Annotated in this window: 15 protein-coding genes; all 15 read left to right on the forward strand. The window is 46.2% G+C overall.

Features of this window, described 5'->3' with window-relative positions:
• Positions 1 to 4 precede the first annotated feature (4 nt).
• The 15 genes from BLR32_RS14580 to BLR32_RS14650 are packed head-to-tail and all read left to right on the forward strand — an operon-like array spanning position 5 to position 15,576.
• Complete coding sequence (locus BLR32_RS14580) at positions 5 to 1,243, forward strand: lipopolysaccharide biosynthesis protein (RefSeq protein WP_245705429.1); 1,239 nt, start codon at positions 5 to 7, stop codon at positions 1,241 to 1,243.
• Positions 1,244 to 1,255: 12 nt separating this feature from the next.
• The gene (locus BLR32_RS14585; RefSeq protein WP_089832987.1) at positions 1,256 to 2,266 is read left to right on the forward strand and encodes a polysaccharide pyruvyl transferase family protein; all 1,011 of its coding nucleotides are present in this window, start codon (positions 1,256 to 1,258) and stop codon (positions 2,264 to 2,266) included.
• A complete protein-coding gene (locus BLR32_RS14590) occupies positions 2,223 to 3,344 on the forward strand; it encodes a glycosyltransferase family 4 protein (RefSeq protein WP_143011475.1) in 1,122 nt (373 codons plus the stop codon). The genes BLR32_RS14585 and BLR32_RS14590 overlap by 44 nt, the downstream gene beginning before the upstream one ends.
• A 2-nt stretch (positions 3,345 to 3,346) precedes the next feature.
• The gene (locus BLR32_RS14595) at positions 3,347 to 4,576 is read left to right on the forward strand and encodes a glycosyltransferase family 4 protein (protein ID WP_089832991.1); all 1,230 of its coding nucleotides are present in this window, start codon (positions 3,347 to 3,349) and stop codon (positions 4,574 to 4,576) included.
• A gap of 11 nt (positions 4,577 to 4,587) precedes the next feature.
• Positions 4,588 to 5,784 carry an acyltransferase family protein gene (locus tag BLR32_RS14600; protein WP_176842287.1) on the forward strand — a complete coding sequence of 399 codons (1,197 nt, stop codon included), beginning with the start codon at positions 4,588 to 4,590 and terminating at the stop codon, positions 5,782 to 5,784.
• Positions 5,765 to 7,168: a hypothetical protein gene (locus tag BLR32_RS14605; RefSeq protein ID WP_245705430.1), complete on the forward strand. Its 1,404-nt coding sequence runs from the start codon at positions 5,765 to 5,767 to the stop codon at positions 7,166 to 7,168. Before BLR32_RS14600 ends, BLR32_RS14605 begins: the two co-directional genes overlap by 20 nt.
• Positions 7,169 to 7,218: 50 nt before the next feature.
• Complete coding sequence (locus tag BLR32_RS14610; RefSeq protein WP_089832995.1) at positions 7,219 to 8,352, forward strand: acyltransferase family protein; 1,134 nt, start codon at positions 7,219 to 7,221, stop codon at positions 8,350 to 8,352.
• Positions 8,353 to 8,361: 9 nt separating this feature from the next.
• Complete coding sequence (locus BLR32_RS14615) at positions 8,362 to 9,396, forward strand: acyltransferase family protein (RefSeq protein ID WP_089832998.1); 1,035 nt, start codon at positions 8,362 to 8,364, stop codon at positions 9,394 to 9,396.
• A gap of 22 nt (positions 9,397 to 9,418) precedes the next feature.
• Positions 9,419 to 10,549, forward strand: a complete 1,131-nt coding sequence (locus tag BLR32_RS14620; RefSeq protein WP_089832999.1) for a glycosyltransferase family 4 protein — start codon at positions 9,419 to 9,421, stop codon at positions 10,547 to 10,549.
• 11 nt (positions 10,550 to 10,560) lie between these two features.
• A complete protein-coding gene (locus BLR32_RS14625; protein ID WP_089833001.1) occupies positions 10,561 to 11,223 on the forward strand; it encodes an acyltransferase in 663 nt (220 codons plus the stop codon).
• Positions 11,224 to 11,272: 49 nt separating this feature from the next.
• Positions 11,273 to 12,400 (forward strand): XrtY-associated glycosyltransferase XYAG1, encoded by a 1,128-nt coding sequence (locus BLR32_RS14630; RefSeq protein ID WP_176842288.1) that lies wholly within the window; start codon positions 11,273 to 11,275, stop codon positions 12,398 to 12,400.
• Between the two features lie 6 nt (positions 12,401 to 12,406).
• A complete protein-coding gene (locus tag BLR32_RS14635) occupies positions 12,407 to 13,267 on the forward strand; it encodes a glycosyltransferase family 2 protein (RefSeq protein WP_089833004.1) in 861 nt (286 codons plus the stop codon).
• Between the two features lie 26 nt (positions 13,268 to 13,293).
• Complete coding sequence (locus BLR32_RS14640; RefSeq protein ID WP_176842289.1) at positions 13,294 to 13,731, forward strand: VanZ family protein; 438 nt, start codon at positions 13,294 to 13,296, stop codon at positions 13,729 to 13,731.
• A 5-nt stretch (positions 13,732 to 13,736) separates the two neighbouring features.
• Positions 13,737 to 14,303 (forward strand): WcaF family extracellular polysaccharide biosynthesis acetyltransferase, encoded by a 567-nt coding sequence (locus tag BLR32_RS14645; RefSeq protein WP_089833008.1) that lies wholly within the window; start codon positions 13,737 to 13,739, stop codon positions 14,301 to 14,303.
• Between the two features lie 28 nt (positions 14,304 to 14,331).
• Positions 14,332 to 15,576, forward strand: coding sequence for a WcaI family glycosyltransferase (locus tag BLR32_RS14650; protein ID WP_089833010.1), 1,245 nt, complete (start codon positions 14,332 to 14,334; stop codon positions 15,574 to 15,576).
• The last annotated feature ends 8 nt before the right edge of the window (positions 15,577 to 15,584 follow it).

Here is a 15,584-nt window from a genome sequence, read left to right on the forward strand (position 1 = left end):
TACCATGACCGGTTTCGCCCAGGTTTTTGTACAGGGTATCAGTCTTATAAGTGGTATCCTTGTGATACGTATGCTGGAACCCGAAGAGTACGCGTTGTATACCCTTGGCAATACCATGCTGGGTACGATGACGGTACTGGCTGACGGGGGGATTTCAACAGGGGTGATGTCGCAGGGGGGAAAGGTCTGGCTCGACCGTACCAAACTAGGTACTGTGATGGCTACGGGAATGGACCTGAGACGGAAATTCGCCGTAGGCAGCTTACTGGTATCCGTGCCGGTACTGCTGTACCTGATGCGGCACCACAACGCCAGTTGGCTGATGTCGGTGCTGATCATCCTCTCACTTATTCCATCCTTCTTTATGGCGTTGTCCGGCACTTTGCTGCAGATAGCGCCTAAGCTGCGACAGGACATCGGCCCCTTGCAAAGGAACTCAGTCATACTGAATGTTGGCAGGCTATTATTACTTGCGCTGACCATTTTTATTTTCCCATGGGCGTTTGTAGCCATCCTGGCTGCAGGTCTTCCGCAGATATGGGGTAACTTCAATCTCCGGAAGATCTCTGCCGGTTATGCAGACTGGCATCAGAAGCCAGACCCGCAGATCCGCACAGAGATCCTGAAGATGGTGAGAAGGTTACTGCCAATGGGTATTTATACATGTCTTTCGGGACAGATCACCATCTGGCTGATCTCTATCTTCGGAACAACAAGGGGAGTAGCCCAACTGGGTGCACTGGACAGGCTATCTATGGCGCTTAGCTTTATTACGATATTATTTGGTACCCTTATCTTACCGAGGTTTTCCCGGTTGCCGAATAACTCAGGTCTGTTATTGCGGCGTTTCTTACAGATCCAGGCAGGGCTGCTTGTCATGAGCGCCTGTATCGTTCTGACTGTCTGGTTATTCTCTACACAGATCCTGATGATCCTTGGGCCCAATTATTCCGGGCTGACGAAAGAGGTGGTACTGAAGATCATTATCAGTTGTCTCGGGATTATCTCTACTTCCACTTTTTCTCTTTTTACCAGCAGAAGCTGGGCTATTAATCCATTCATTTCAATTCCTGTCAGTATTGCTTCTATAGCGTTGGGTGTTGCATTCATTGATATCTCTTCCCTGCGCGGGGTACTGGGACTTAACATCATGATACAACTGATCCAGGTAACGATGAACGTTACTTATACGCTGATCAAGATCCGCAGGACGAACAACTCAACATTACCTACAGAAATTTAATAAGGATATTATATGAATTATTACTATCAGGTAGAAGGATTACTTCGGAACAATATCGGAGACGTACTTCAGGGAATGGTCGCCAAAGACCTGTTGCCTGAAGGTTCGAAGGTAGCTGACAGGGAAGCGCTGGCTGACCTGGCAAGTAACGAAAAAGGAATGCTGATAGCCAATGGCTGGTACATGCATTCCTTTAAGAAGTTTCCTGCACCAGATAATATCACACCTGTATACGCAGCTGTACACATCGCTAATTCTGCCCTGCTGGCAGATGCCGGCGTAAGAGAGCATTTCAGGAAACACGCACCTATCGGTTGCCGTGATAACAAAACATTGCAATTGCTGCTGGGCTGGGGCATTCCTGCTTATTATTCCAGCTGTCTGACCATCACTGCAAAGGCTCGCGGTCGGGTTACCAACAACCCTGACGGAGATGTGCTGCTGGTAGATAACGTAGACCATCCGGTGCCTGATGCTGTATTCAATAAGCTGGAAACTTTACTGGGTAAGAAGCTCGTAAGGATCTCCCACGACCCGCCTGATACATCAGGTGATATCGAATCGTATGCAAAGGTTTCTGAGGAGCACATGAACCACCTGCTGGCTACTTACTGCAAGGCTTCACTGGTACTGACGACCAAGATCCATTGTGCATTGCCATGCCTGGGTATGGGGGCTAACGTGAAGCTGATCCATCCGAATCCATCTGATCCCCGCCTGGCAACAGTAGCGGAGTTCATCGATATCATTTCCTACAAAGAGATCCTGGAAAGGACTAACATGGATAGTTCTCCTGTGAATAAAGCCGCGCTGGAAAAGAGAAGACAATTCCTGCTGGAACTGGTAGCTGATTCTATAAAAGAAGGCGCTAATGCTGTACAGGCATCCGGCAAAATGAAATACCGTTTGATCAGGGCTAAAGCTGCCCTGATGTCGAAGCTGTACCGCCTTGGTGTGGTATTGTCTTACCGTGTTGGATTTGCAAAGGATAAGATTGAAAGAGTATATGGCGCAGGCTTCTGACAAAAAAAGGATACTGGTCTATACCACCCAGTTGATGGAAACAGGGGGGATAGAGAGTCACCTGCAGGAGTTTTGCAGGCAGATGGCAGCAGCAGGTAATGAAATAGACCTGGTGGTGCTGAATGCCGCCATGACGCCCGAAACAGAAGAATTTTACAAACGTACATGCCGCTGGGTATACTTCGGCAAACATGGACGTTCCTATAAACGTTTACTGTGGATGCTGCAGCTGGGTATTAAGCTGCGCGGCACCCGTAAATACGATGCTGTATACACGAATGGTCAGGGAGAAAGTATCTGGATGTTTTCCCGTATGCTGCCTGCCTACGATAAGTGGGTACATCATCACCATACTTCCGGCGACGCCAAAGATCAGGCTACCTGGGGTACAAAATACAGAAAGACGCTACAGGAGGCAAATACCATCGTTGCCTGCTCCTTCAGGAATGCTGGTGATATGAAGGTGGTATTAAATCGCCAGATAGACGTTATTCCGGTATTTTCCAGGAATGTGGAAGTGCCTTTCACGCAAAGTCCGGCAGGCAAACTGCGCTTTGGTTATTATGGTCGTCTGATCCCCGAAAAAGGGATCGATCTGATCTGCCGGATGAGTGAGGACGCTGATCTGAAAGATATAGAGTTTCATCTCTGGGGTGAGGGGAAACAATATCCTGGTGGATATTTTGACCGTTATCCTAACGTACGCTTTCATGGTCCTTTTGCAGGTGAAGAAGGCTTAAAGAAGGCTATTGCGCAACTGGATGTATACCTGTTGTTGTCCACTCACCCGGAGGGGCTGCCTGTAAGTCTGCTGGAAGCAATGAGCGCAGGACTTCCCTGGCTGGCAACTGACAGGGGAGGCATTCCGGATATCGCCTGCGACCCGCAGGCAACACGCGTGATACCGGCTGGTTCTTCCTATGAGGAGTCAAAAGCGGCTGTAATGGCGTTTGCGAAAGATATCAGGAGTGGCCTGGTAACAAAAACGGCCCAGAAAGAATTGTATGCGAACAGGTTCTCTGCGGCAGCATTACGTTCGGCCTGGGGCGATATACTTGGATTACATAAGCAAAACTAAGAATGGTCATCATATCTCATCCTACAGGCAATGCGAATGTCAGAGCTGCGGTAGCGGGGCTGGCAGATGCAGATATCCTGTCTGAGTTTCATACGGCAATTGCTTCATTTCCCGGGAGTACGCTGGACCGCCTTGGCGGAATAGGGCCTCTGTCAGAGATCAGGCGTCGCGGTTTTGAAGCACGTCTGCAGCCTTTTACCAAAACCTGGCCCTGGTTTGAACTGGGACGCCTGTTAGCAGCAAAAGCAGGGCTGAAAAGCCTGGTAAGGCATGAGAAAGGCATGTTCTCAGTAGATGCTGTGTACCATAACATGGACAGGCGCCTTACCAGCCATCTGAATAAAGTGGCGCGTGAGGTGAATGCTGTTTATGCTTACGAAGATGGCGCCATGTTCACTTTCCGCGAAGCAACCCGCCTGGGGCTGAAATGCCTGTACGACCTGCCTATTGGCTACTGGCGTTCTGCAAGGCATTTGCTGGGAATTGAAAGAGAACGTTGGCCGGAGTGGAAGAATACCCTGATAGGGTTTAACGCTTCGCAGGAAAAACTGGACAGAAAGGATGAAGAACTGAAACTGGCCAACAGGATCTTTGTAGCCAGCAGCTTTACAAAAAAGACACTAAACGATTACCCTGGCAAACTGGCGCCGGCAGCCGTGATACCTTATGGTTTCCCTACGGTTACAGGCACCAGGGATTATGAGAAGATAAGCGGGCGTCCGCTGAAGTTATTGTTTGTAGGAGGACTGTCTCAACGTAAAGGCATCGCAGACCTCTTTGCTGCGGTAGAGAGACTGGGAGATGCAGTGACGCTGACAGTAGTAGGAAAGAAAGTAACAGAGGATTGTCCGGCACTGGATGCAGCCCTTGCTAAACATACCTGGATTCCCAGTATGCCGCATGCTGAGATACTTAAAACAATGAGAGCACACGATGTACTGTTGTTCCCATCCTTGTTTGAAGGATTCGGGTTGGTGATCACAGAGGCGATGTCGCAGGGCACACCGGTGATCACAACAGACCGTACGGCAGGACCAGATCTTATCACACATGGAAAGAACGGCTGGCTGGCAGAAGCCGGGTCTACTGATGCTTTATACAATGCCATAGCAGCACTGCTGGATCAGCCGGACAATATACCGGTGGCAGGACTGGCGGCAATGGAGAAAGCCCGCAGCAGACCATGGCAGGTTTATGGACAGGAACTGGCGACAGCAATCATACATGCATAAATGACCCACTAATGATGACTAAAAGGCCAAGACTTGAATTTCTGGATGGTATAAGAGGGCTCTGTGCCCTTTACGTGGCATTCTATCACGCGGTGTTCTTTACCGGCAACGGTATTGAGAAAACACAGTTCACCGGTGTGTTTAAGCCGCTTACATATCTGCTGGAGTTTGGTCATTATTCCGTTGCAGTGTTCATCGTATTGTCAGGGTTCTGCCTGACTATACCGGTAGCATTATCAGAGAACAGGGACCTGCGCGGAGGCTTCAAAACTTATATCAGAAGGCGTGCGCACAGAATATTGCCGCCTTACTATTTCGCGTTATTGTTTTCATTACTGCTGATATGGGCACTGCCCTTAATGCAAACCCCGCATGATACTGCCTGGGATTCCAAATTACCAGTGAAGCTGGAAAGTATCGTGACACATCTTTTGCTGGTGCATAATATCCATACGCACTGGATCTTTAAAATAAACGGTCCGCTGTGGAGTGTGGCTACTGAATGGCAGATCTATTTCACCTTCCCGGTGTTATTGCTGCTATGGCGCCGTTATGGCCTGGGTGCAGCAACAGCAGCAGCTGTGATTGTGGGCATCTTACCCGAACTGGTATTGCCTCACCGTATCAGTTTCTGGTGGTTACATCCCTGGTACCTGGGACTGTTTGGTATAGGAATGGCTGCCGCCATCGTTGCTTTTGATACAAAGGGGACAACAGAAAAGGTGAAACGCCTGTTTTCAAATGGCTGGATCGTAAGTGGTCTTGTAGCGCTGGTAATAGCTATACTGGCTGTAAGCAAGCCACTGAGCCTGTCGCTGACCTTTACAGAAGTGATGGTAGGACTGGCAGTGAGCGCCGTGATAGTATACTATACGCTGAAAGAGCATGCTATGCAGGGCCGCCCTTTGTTGTTACGTTTCCTGAACGGAAAGGTAGCTGTGGGACTCGGTGCTTTCTCCTATAGCATTTACCTGATCCACAGCCCTATACTGGCTGCGATCAACCTGTATACACTGAATTTACAGATGACAGACAACATGCGTTTACTATTTATGCTTTTGGTAGCCGTACCGGTGTCTGTATTGTTGGCACATGTGTTTTATTTACTGGTGGAACGCCGTTTCCTGAACATGCCGCCAAAGGCAGCAGCAACGCCCGCAACACCTGTTATAAATGTTTCCGGTAATTATGAATCAGTATCCCAATAAAAGTCAGATGGCGGCAAACCGCCTGGCTGAAATAGCAGCCCTGCGTTATCAACAGCTCACGGCACTCAACTCACAGAAATTGATGCTGCGGCTGAAGCAGGGGATATGGGCATACTTTTTACTGTTGTTGTTTGAAGGTGCTTTACGCCGCTGGATATTACCGTTCCTGGCCACGCCACTGCTGGTAGTACGTGACCCTGTGGCATTATGGCTGATCATTGTTTGTTTGCAGCGGAAGATACTCATCCCAGCCTATTCACTTTCTCTCATGACGATCATCGGGGTACTTGGCCTCATTGCCGCACTCACGGTAGGGCATGGGAATCCTTTTGTGGCAGCTTACGGCGCACGTATCCTCCTGATACACTTCCCGATGATGTTTGTTATAAGGAGCATCTTTACACGCAAGGATGTGGTACAACTGGGAAGGGTCATGGTGATGATAGCCATACCGATGGCGGTATTGATTGCCGTACAGTTTTATAGTCCACAGACGGCCTGGGTGAACAAGGGTGTGGGTGATGCTGAAGGAGGTGCAGGGTTTAGCGGGGCTTTAGGCTTTTTCCGTCCACCGGCAACATTTTCATTTACCAATGGAACTACTTTGTTCTTCAGCTTTCTGGCGCCTTTTGTCTTCTATTTCTGGCTGAGTAATGAAAAGATCAATCGCTGGATATTAATCGGGGCCACCTGTGGCCTGTTGATGTCCATACCACTTTCCATCAGCCGTGCATTGCTTTTCCAGATCATTATTACGCTGATGTTCTGCCTGTATGCAGGCTCCAGCAATCCTAAATATGCCGGCAGAATGTTTGGAGCGGTGCTTGGCCTGTTGGTATTGGTAGCACTTCTCAGTCAGACAAGTATTGTCGGAGGAGCTATTGAGGCATTCACGGCACGTTTCGAGAACGCCAATGAGAGTGAAGGCGGTATGGAGGGTGTATTCCTCGACCGTTATCTTGGAGGTATGCTGGGTGCCTTCTCTGCTACCTCGGATATGCCACTTTGGGGGTATGGGATAGGCATGGGAACGAACGTAGGCGCTATGTTACTGACAGGTGGATTTACCTTCCTGATCGCTGAAGGTGAGTGGGGCAGGGCAGTAGGTGAACTGGGACCTATTTTAGGATTAGGGCTGGTATTCATCCGTGTAGGATTGGCTATTAGTCTTGGGTTTGAGTCATTCAGAAAGTTGCGCACGGGAGACATTCTCCCCTGGTTACTACTGAGTGACGGATTCCTGCTGGTGGCACAGGGAGGATGGGGGCAACCGACCTCGCTTGGATTTGCAACCCTGGTAGGAGGTATTTTGATGGCATCATTGCGTGATGATGAAGAGGAGGAAGTACCGGAAACAGAAGAAGTGGAAGAGATGACAGTTTAGCATACATTCCACATATACATACCATAACCACAACAAAAACCGGATTCCTGATGAAACACGATGCCAACCCCGGAAGTAGCCGGATAGTCGTGCTGGACAGTCTGAGAGGACTTGCCGCCATGATCGTTTGCCTGCATCATTTTTTGTTTATCAATACCAGCTATTTCCAGGTATATAAGGGGCAAACCTGGTATGATATATTATTCCGGATCTCTGAGTATAACAAAGAAGCAGTGCTCTTCTTCTTTGTTTTATCTGGCTTCTCCATCGGGTTAAGCCTTAAAAACAAGACGCCTGACAGTCCTGAAACGATCAACGAATATATTTACCGACGTTTCAAAAGGATATTGCCGGTATATATACTAGCCTTGCTTTTTACACTGGTATCGGGTTTTGTCATGCATCAGGTCCATCTGCCAAACTATAGTGCCTGGAATATGCTGGGGAACATACTTTTCCTGCAAACAGCAGATATTATAGAAGGTTCCTGGTTCATCCCCTATGGATTTAACGGCCCCCTATGGTCATTGTCGTTCGAGTTTTTCTTTTATTGCTTCTTCCCATTGGTATACCTTATCAACAGGAAGTATCTAAGCAAGATCAATATACTGGTGAAATATGCTGTACTGCTGGTTCTATCCGTTGCTGCATTTGCTGTTAACAAGATCTTTTTTGTACCATATTTTGCTTTCTTCAGTTCATTCATTATCTGGTTATCAGGCTACCTGGCATCCAGAACATATCTGAAGGGAGAGACCTATCATTTATTGTTTACAGGCGCTTTTGTGTTTGGCGTACTGTACCTTGTAGCAGGCAGGCATTTCCTCTCCTCCAACACGCTGGTCTTCATTTGTAAGGGACTGATGATGGCCGCGGTATTTTACCTGATCACCTTCTTTAGTAAATCGGAAACAGCACAGACTATTTTTAAATGGCCGGTATGGGTTCTAAATAAAATATTCAATTACGTGGGCAAGGGCAGTTATGCTACCTATGCATTACACTACCCACTGATGCTGATGCTGCGGTATTTTCATGTGAATATAATCGTACAGATAGTATTGATCCTTCTTTTCGTCATCTTATGCACAACAATAGAGGAAAAGACCATCAGATGGAAGCTCAATATGCTGCGCCTGAATTATACATCACTTTTCTTCAGAAGGTTTAACATGGCCAGCTAACAGGCCGCTATGCTACTTTATACCATGAGTAATACTACAAATACCTCCAGAATAGGATGGATAGATACCCTGAAAGGTATCGGTATTTTAACAGTAGTGGCGGGGCATATATTCCCTGACAGTATCGCCAGGTACCTGTTTCTTTTCCATATGCCCTTATTCTTTTTTATAGGCGGTTTTTTATTTAAACCTTCTGCCGACTGGAAAGAATATCTGACAAAAAAATCATTTCACTTACTGGTGCCTTATGTGGCATTCCTGTGCCTGATCTACGTACCATATGAGATCAAAGAGATGCTGACAGGCAAGGAAACAATCGTCAAAGGTCTTGTAAGGCCTTTACTGGGAGGCCGCTTTCTGATAGGATGGGTGGCAGTGTTCTGGTATGTGACATGTTTCTTCCTGGTGCAGCAGGTGATGAATTTCCTGGTGAACAAAGTGAGTAAGAAAATCATTGGATTGTTGATGCTGGTGAGTCTTGTGATTAGCTATGCGATCAATACGGTCTTACCTCATTTCCCTGGACTGCCGTGGAATGCAGATGTAGTATTAGCAGCGCTACCCATCTTTTATATGGGCTATCTGTATAAGGGAATGCATGGCGATCCCGGAAAATATAAATGGGTATTCTTCGTACTGCTGGCTGCAGTGATGGTGTTCACTTACTACTATCCGGCCAATACATACGATATGAAAACAGGTAGCTATGGTATTCCTTTTGTTACACTGTTTTCCGCTTTGGTGATTGTAGTATGCCTGATAGAAATAGCGAAGCTCATAGCGAAGTCTCCTGGTGTCAGCAAGCCATTCAATGAATTGGGTACAGCATCTATGGTTATTATGTATCTGCATCAGCCGGTACAGTTCATCGCACTTGAACAATTTTCTATCGCGAATCCTTTGGCACGATTCTTTATAGCACTGGCCGTATCAATGGGAGGATATTATCTCCTGAACAGTTTTACGATCGGCCGTGCGCTTTTTATGGGCTCTCTACCTGACTTTAAGAAGGTCTTTAGACGGGAGAAGTTAGCGACGGTATAGCAGATAAATATTCAGACAATATATGCGAGTTGTTTTAATAGGAAATTATCCGAAGGACAGGCAGGAAAGTATGGAACGTTTCGCCCGTATGGTGGAAAGTGGTTTAAATGATGCCGGGCATACAACCGAGATCTGGCGGCCAACAGTTTTCTTCGGATCTTTTTTCAAAGCCACTAACGGTGGGATCGGTAAGTGGTTCGGATATGTGGACAAGTGGATATTATTCCCTTTAGTACTTCGTCTTAAAAACGTTTTCAGACCAAAGGATACACAGTATCATATCTGTGATCATTCCAACGCTTTTTATCTCAAACATCTGCCAAAGCAGCGTACTATCATTACCTGTCATGATGTATTAGCCATCAGAGGAGCACGTGGGCATGCAGATGCTTATTGTCCTGCTTCTTCTTTTGGTAAGGTGATGCAGGAGTGGATACTCTCTAACCTGATCAGTGCAAAGAAGATTGCCTGCGTATCTCACCTTACACTGAACCAGCTGAAAGAACTGGCTGCGGGAAAAGGAAAGGACGAAGCCAACTGGCAGGTAATTCATAATGGTTTCAATGGTGATTTTTCTCCTGTAGCTAACGCAGAACGTGAGGCCTTGTTGAAAGATGCTGGTCTGCGTGCTGATGAACCTTATATCCTGCACATCGGTTCCAAACTGCAGCGGAAGAATAGGAAAATGCTGCTGGATATGGTGCATGTACTGGGTGATAAATACAAAGGCAAGATCTGTTATGCCGGTAATGAAATAGAAGAGTCCTTGCATGCACATGCGGTGAAACTGGGATTGCAGGACAGGTTGGTGTCGGTAAAGAAGCCACCGCATGCTACACTGAAAGCTTTGTACAGCGGGTGTTATGCATTTATTTTCCCCTCTTTCTCTGAAGGTTTTGGATGGCCGGTAATAGAAGCACAGGCCTGCGGAGCGGCTGTCGTAGCCAGCAATATTGAGCCAATGCCAGAAATAAGCGGAGGCGCTGGTCTGCATGCAGATCCTCACAAGCCGGAAGCATTCGCAACAGAGTTCCTGAAATTATTTGATCAAACAACTAAAGACGCTATAATTAACCAGGGTTTTGTCAATGTAAAGCGTTTCTCTCCTGATATCATGATCAAGGCGTATTTATCCATGTATTCAAAGAACTAATATATCAGCAGATGATCCTAAAACTGATTACAGTGTGTTTACCCTGGCGCTTAAAACGCCTGGCATTACAAAGCTGGTTTAAATATAAAATTCATCCTACTGCACGCATCGGACTGGCATGGGTATTCCCGGGGAAGCTGGTTATGGAAAAGAACAGCCGCATTGATCATCTTACTGTTGCTGTGAATCTGGACCTCATGCAGATGAGCGAGCATGCTAAAATAGGCAGGGGAAACTGGGTGACAGGTTTTGCCACCAATACTAACTCTAAACATTTCCGTCATCAGCCAGAGCGTAAGGCAGAGCTGATTATGGGGGAGTGGGCAGCTATCACCAAGAATCATCATATAGACTGTACTAATTCCATCACAATCGGAAAATTCACCACTATTGCCGGATATCAGTCACAATTACTTACACACTCTATCAACGTGTATGAAAATCGCCAGGACAGCGCGCCTATAGTAATTGGTGATTATGCATTTATAGGCACGAACGTAGTGATCCTTGGTGGAGCAGTATTACCGGGTTATTCTGTGCTGGGCGCAAAATCTTTACTGAATAAACCATTCGATGAGGAATGGAAATTATATGCCGGTGTTCCTGCAAAAGCAGTGAGTGATATTGATAAAGATGCGAAATACTTCAGCAGGGTAGATGGCTTCGTCTATTAAGCAGTATTGTAAAACATTAACCGACAAATTGTTAAAAGAAAGTAACAGAATGAACATCCTTCATGTAATCCCTTCTTATAAACCTGCTTACGTTTACGGCGGCCCTATCTATTCAAGTTCGGCACTGTGCGAACAACTGGTAGCAGAAGGACATAAGGTGACTGTAGTAACTACGACTGCCAACGGAAAAGAGGAGCTGAATGTGCAGCAAGGTGTAGTACAGCAGGTAGACGGTGTGGATACGATCTACTTTAAACGTTTAACAAAAGACCATACACATTTCTCACCAGCGCTGATCAGTTATCTGTACAGGAATATCAAAAAGTATGATGCGGTACATATCCATTCCTGGTGGAACCTGGTGAGCATCTTTACGCTGTTGGTATGTTATGTGAGAAGAGTACGTCCTGTAGTTTCTCCCAGGGGTATGCTGAGTGATTATATTCTTGAGACTAATCACAATTTCCAAAAGAAGATCATACAGAAAGTAGTGGGAGATCCGCTATTATCTAAAGTGAAATTTCATGCTACTTCCCTCGCAGAAGTACACGAGATAAAGAAGATGTATCCGGCATCACAAGTGGCAGAGATATTCAACTTCGTGACAGTACCTGAAGCGCCTGTAGTATCTAAGACGGTTCAGCCAAAGATCAGGTTTGTATTCCTGAGCAGGATAGATCCGAAGAAAGGACTGGAGCTATTGTTCAAAGCACTTAGTATGGTCAGCTTCCCTTATGAACTGTCTATAGCGGGTCCTTATAAAGAGGATTACCTGGAGCAGTTGAAAGCGCTGACACGTGAATATGGCATAGACCAGCATATTACCTGGGTAGGGCCAGTATATGGAGATGCTAAGTTCAAATTGCTGCGTGATCATGATGTGATGGTGCTGACTTCTCACAATGAAAATTTCGCCAACATCGTTATAGAATCCCTGGCTATGGGTACGCCTGTACTGATCAGTAACATGGTCGGATTAAGCACTTACATCAGTGATAATCAATTGGGCTGGATCTCTGGTATCGACCCTCAGCATATTAGGGAAATACTGGAGCAGGTATATGCAGAACGTGACAGACTGCCAGCTATGTCTGCAGCTGCACCGGTATTGATGCAGCGTGACTTCGACAGAAGCCGGCTGGTAAACAAGTATATCGAATTGTATAAGTCAAAATAAATCAGGGTGTCTAATTCTTTAACAGTTATCGTCCTCAGTTATAACGAGGAAAAACATATTACCCGTTGTATTCAGAACCTGAAGCGCGTGTCAGACAATATTATCATTATTGACAGTATGTCTACTGACCGCACTGTTGAAATAGCGACTGCACTGGGTGCTACGGTTATTCAGAGACCATGGCCGGGCAATCACTCTGATCAGTTTAACTGGGCGCTCGACAATTGCAATATCACTACGACATGGACCATGCGCATGGATTGTGATGAATATCTGCTGGATGAACTGATAGATGAGATCAATACTAAACTGCCACAGGCAAAACCTGAAACAGGAGGTTATATCATCAAACGTCGTGTGATCTTCATGGAAAAGTGGATGAAACGTGGCGGCTTCTATCCGCACCGCCTGCTGCGCATCTGGCGTACGGGCACCGGCAGACTGGAAGAGCGTGCCATGGATGAACATGTGGTACTGGAAAAAGGGGAAACCGAGACGTTCCTGCATGATATGGTGGATCATAATCTGAATGACCTTACCTGGTGGACGCATAAACAGAATAACTATGCTTCACGTGAAGTAAAGGATCTGCTGGATATAGAAAGAGGTACAACATCAGCGAATAATGTGGATGTATCATTAAGTGGAGAGCAGTCTTCCCGTAAGAGATGGATCAAAGAAAAAGTATATAGTAAGATACCCTTGTTCGTACGTCCATTTATTTATTTTATTTACCGCTACTTTATACGTTTAGGTTTTCTGGATGGCGGCGCGGGCCTTGTATGGCATTTCCTGCAGGGATTCTGGTACCGCTTCCTGGTAGATGCCAAAATGTATGAATTAAAACGCAATAACAGGTTAAGATAAGGATGATATTGAGAATAAAGAGGCGTATGGTCGTAGTGACAATGATCATCTATATCGCAGCATTGTTGTATATCGTTTTCCTCGAGCCAACAAGGAGTGCCGGCGAACACTATGCCCCACCGAGATGGGTGCCACTGAAGAGTAATTATGATTTCATTATTGAAGCCGGTCATTCTATCAGACACTGGCTTTTCTTTCTGCTGAATTTACTGGGCAATATCATATTGTTCATGCCATTCGGCGCCCTTGGAGATGCATTGTCAGGAACACCTGCCAATAAATTTAGAGTAATAATCACTGCATTCTTTTTCAGCCTGTGTATTGAATCGTTGCAGCTGGCCTTTATGATCGGTGTGTTTGATGCTGATGATATCCTGCTGAACACACTCGGTGCCTACCTGGGTCTTTGCATATACCGTTACCTGGTAAGAAAAGATGTAGTACTTGTTTATAATAATTCCTGATAGCAATGGATAACTTTTATCTGTCACAGGTCCGCTTAAAAGACTTTAACGCTGCTGAAGGCCTGGACCGCGGCGCTGGTAAATTAAAGGAAACCTGCTGGTACATTGTCAAGATGCTGTTCTTCCTGACAGCCTTTCCTGTGCCCTCCGGTATCAAGGCCAGACTACTGCGCCTGTTCGGAGCGAAGGTAGGGAGTGGTGTAGTGATCAAGCCCAGAGTGAACATTCATTTCCCCTGGAAACTGGAAATAGGTAATGATGTGTGGCTGGGGGAAGAAGCTTACCTGCTCAACTTCGAGCCATTGGTGATAGGCAATAACGTGTGTATATCACAACGCGCGTTTCTATGCGGAGGCAATCACAATTTCAGGCATCCTGCCATGCCATATCGCAATGCGCCTATTACGTTGATGGATGGATGCTGGGTAGGCGCCTGTGTATTCATCGGGCCAGGTGTTACTATTGGAACAGACACTGTGATCACAGCAGGTTCTGTAGTGACGGCTTCTGTAGCACAGAATGGTATATTCAAAGGCAATCCACTGGCGTTTGTGTCAGAGAGATGGAGATAATAAAAAAAACAGAAATCTATATAGCGGTATGTCCAAGCGATTACTATTGATTGGAGGTAATTTCTCTCCGGAACCCACCGGGATAGGTAAGTATAATGGTGAAATGATCAAGTGGCTGGCAGCGCAGGGATACGATTGCACTGTCATTACCAGTTATCCTTATTATCCGGAGTGGAAGGTGCAGCCTCCATATGACAGGAACAAGAACTGGTATAAGAAGGAAGTAATAGAGAACAACGGACAGGGAGGAAAGATCACTGTATATCGTTGTCCGCAGTACGTGCCGGCAAAGCCATCCGGCAAGACGCGTATCATGCTGGACTTCTCTTTCGCAGTATCTGCCTTTTTCAAAATACTGCAATTGCTGCCCCGTAAAAAGTATGATGTAGTGATCACGGTGGTACCACCGTTTCACCTGGGATTACTGGCAGTACTCTATAAAAAATTCAAAGGCGCGAAGTTCTTTTATCACATACAGGATATGCAGATAGAGGCGGCACGCGACCTCAAGATGATCTCATCTCCAAAACTCATCAAAGCATTGTTCGGATTGGAGCGCTATATCTTTAAGAATGCGGATATGGTTAGCAGTATATCAGACGGTATGATGCGTAAAATCCAGGAGAAAGCAGGCAAGGATATTTTCTTCTTCCCGAACTGGGTGGATGTTACCTTGTTCCATCCTATTGAAGACCGTGCCAAACTAAAGACAGAATACGGCTTTGACAGCAATGACAAGATCGTGCTGTATTCAGGTGCGATAGGAGAGAAGCAGGGACTGGAAGCAATTTTGAATACAGCTGAAACGCTGAAGAGTGATAAACAACTGAAGTTCCTGATCTGTGGTTCTGGCCCTTACAAAGAGAAATTGAAAGGAGAAGCGGAGGCAAGAGGTCTTGATAATGTGATATTCTTTCCGCTACAGCCATTTGAAAAATTCAATCAGTTCCTCAATATGGCAGATGTGCACCTGGTGATACAAAAAGGTAACGCGAGCGACCTGGTGATGCCGTCCAAACTGACCACTATCCTGGCAGTAGGAGGATTGGCACTGATCACTGCGAATAGCGGAACAAGCCTGTATGAGCTGGTAGACAAACATAATATGGGTATACTGGTAAAGGCGGAAGATCAACAGGCGCTTACTGATGGTATCATCAGGGCGATGGAGGACAATGCTTCTGAAATAGCAAGGAACGGACGTGTGTATGCAGAATCACATTTGTCTGTAGGAAAAATAATGTCTCGTTTTGAGGAAGCCGTAGTTAGTTAACATCATTG

This window comes from Chitinophaga filiformis, from assembly GCF_900102545.1.
Lineage (GTDB): Bacteria > Bacteroidota > Bacteroidia > Chitinophagales > Chitinophagaceae > Chitinophaga > Chitinophaga filiformis.

Coding starts and splice junctions, on each gene's coding strand:
- BLR32_RS14580 (WP_245705429.1), top strand. CDS start 5: ATGACCGGTTTCGCCCAGGTTTTTGTACAGGGTATCAGTCTTATAAGT.
- BLR32_RS14585 (WP_089832987.1), top strand. CDS start 1,256: ATGAATTATTACTATCAGGTAGAAGGATTACTTCGGAACAATATCGGA.
- BLR32_RS14595 (WP_089832991.1), top strand. CDS start 3,347: ATGGTCATCATATCTCATCCTACAGGCAATGCGAATGTCAGAGCTGCG.
- BLR32_RS14600 (WP_176842287.1), top strand. CDS start 4,588: ATGATGACTAAAAGGCCAAGACTTGAATTTCTGGATGGTATAAGAGGG.
- BLR32_RS14605 (WP_245705430.1), top strand. CDS start 5,765: ATGAATCAGTATCCCAATAAAAGTCAGATGGCGGCAAACCGCCTGGCT.
- BLR32_RS14610 (WP_089832995.1), top strand. CDS start 7,219: ATGAAACACGATGCCAACCCCGGAAGTAGCCGGATAGTCGTGCTGGAC.
- BLR32_RS14615 (WP_089832998.1), top strand. CDS start 8,362: ATGCTACTTTATACCATGAGTAATACTACAAATACCTCCAGAATAGGA.
- BLR32_RS14620 (WP_089832999.1), top strand. CDS start 9,419: ATGCGAGTTGTTTTAATAGGAAATTATCCGAAGGACAGGCAGGAAAGT.
- BLR32_RS14625 (WP_089833001.1), top strand. CDS start 10,561: ATGATCCTAAAACTGATTACAGTGTGTTTACCCTGGCGCTTAAAACGC.
- BLR32_RS14630 (WP_176842288.1), top strand. CDS start 11,273: ATGAACATCCTTCATGTAATCCCTTCTTATAAACCTGCTTACGTTTAC.
- BLR32_RS14640 (WP_176842289.1), top strand. CDS start 13,294: ATGGTCGTAGTGACAATGATCATCTATATCGCAGCATTGTTGTATATC.
- BLR32_RS14645 (WP_089833008.1), top strand. CDS start 13,737: ATGGATAACTTTTATCTGTCACAGGTCCGCTTAAAAGACTTTAACGCT.
- BLR32_RS14650 (WP_089833010.1), top strand. CDS start 14,332: ATGTCCAAGCGATTACTATTGATTGGAGGTAATTTCTCTCCGGAACCC.